This is a genomic window from Elizabethkingia argenteiflava (assembly GCF_009904105.1).
In the GTDB taxonomy this organism is placed as follows: Bacteria; Bacteroidota; Bacteroidia; order Flavobacteriales; family Weeksellaceae; genus Elizabethkingia; species Elizabethkingia argenteiflava.
The window spans coordinates 1-303 of sequence record NZ_JAAABJ010000002.1 but is presented as its reverse complement, the minus strand read 5'-3'; the positions used below and the strand labels follow the sequence as shown (position 1 = coordinate 303).

Here is a 303-nt window from a genome sequence, read left to right as displayed (position 1 = left end):
TTTCTTTGTATCACCAGGTGGAGTCAGAAGTATTTGGTTAAGACACGATCTAAATACGTTTAAACTAAGATTAAAAGCCCTAGAAGCCAAATCTGCTCAAGATGGTGTAGTTCTTACTGAATCTCACCTTTCAGCACTAGACATGGCTAAGGAAGAGATAAAAGCTCATGGAGAAAATGAAACTCATCATCCTGGATATTTAGGAGCTCAAGACACTTATTACGTAGGCAATATCAAAGGAGTTGGACATATTTATCAACAAACTTTTATTGACACGTATTCCAAAGTAGTATTAGCAAAACT

At 36.0% G+C, this 303-nt stretch carries 1 pseudogene; it reads left to right on the top strand.

Annotated features, from left to right (window positions below):
- A pseudogene (locus GNY06_RS00010) lies at positions 1 to 303 on the top strand (IS481 family transposase); the annotation flags it as partial.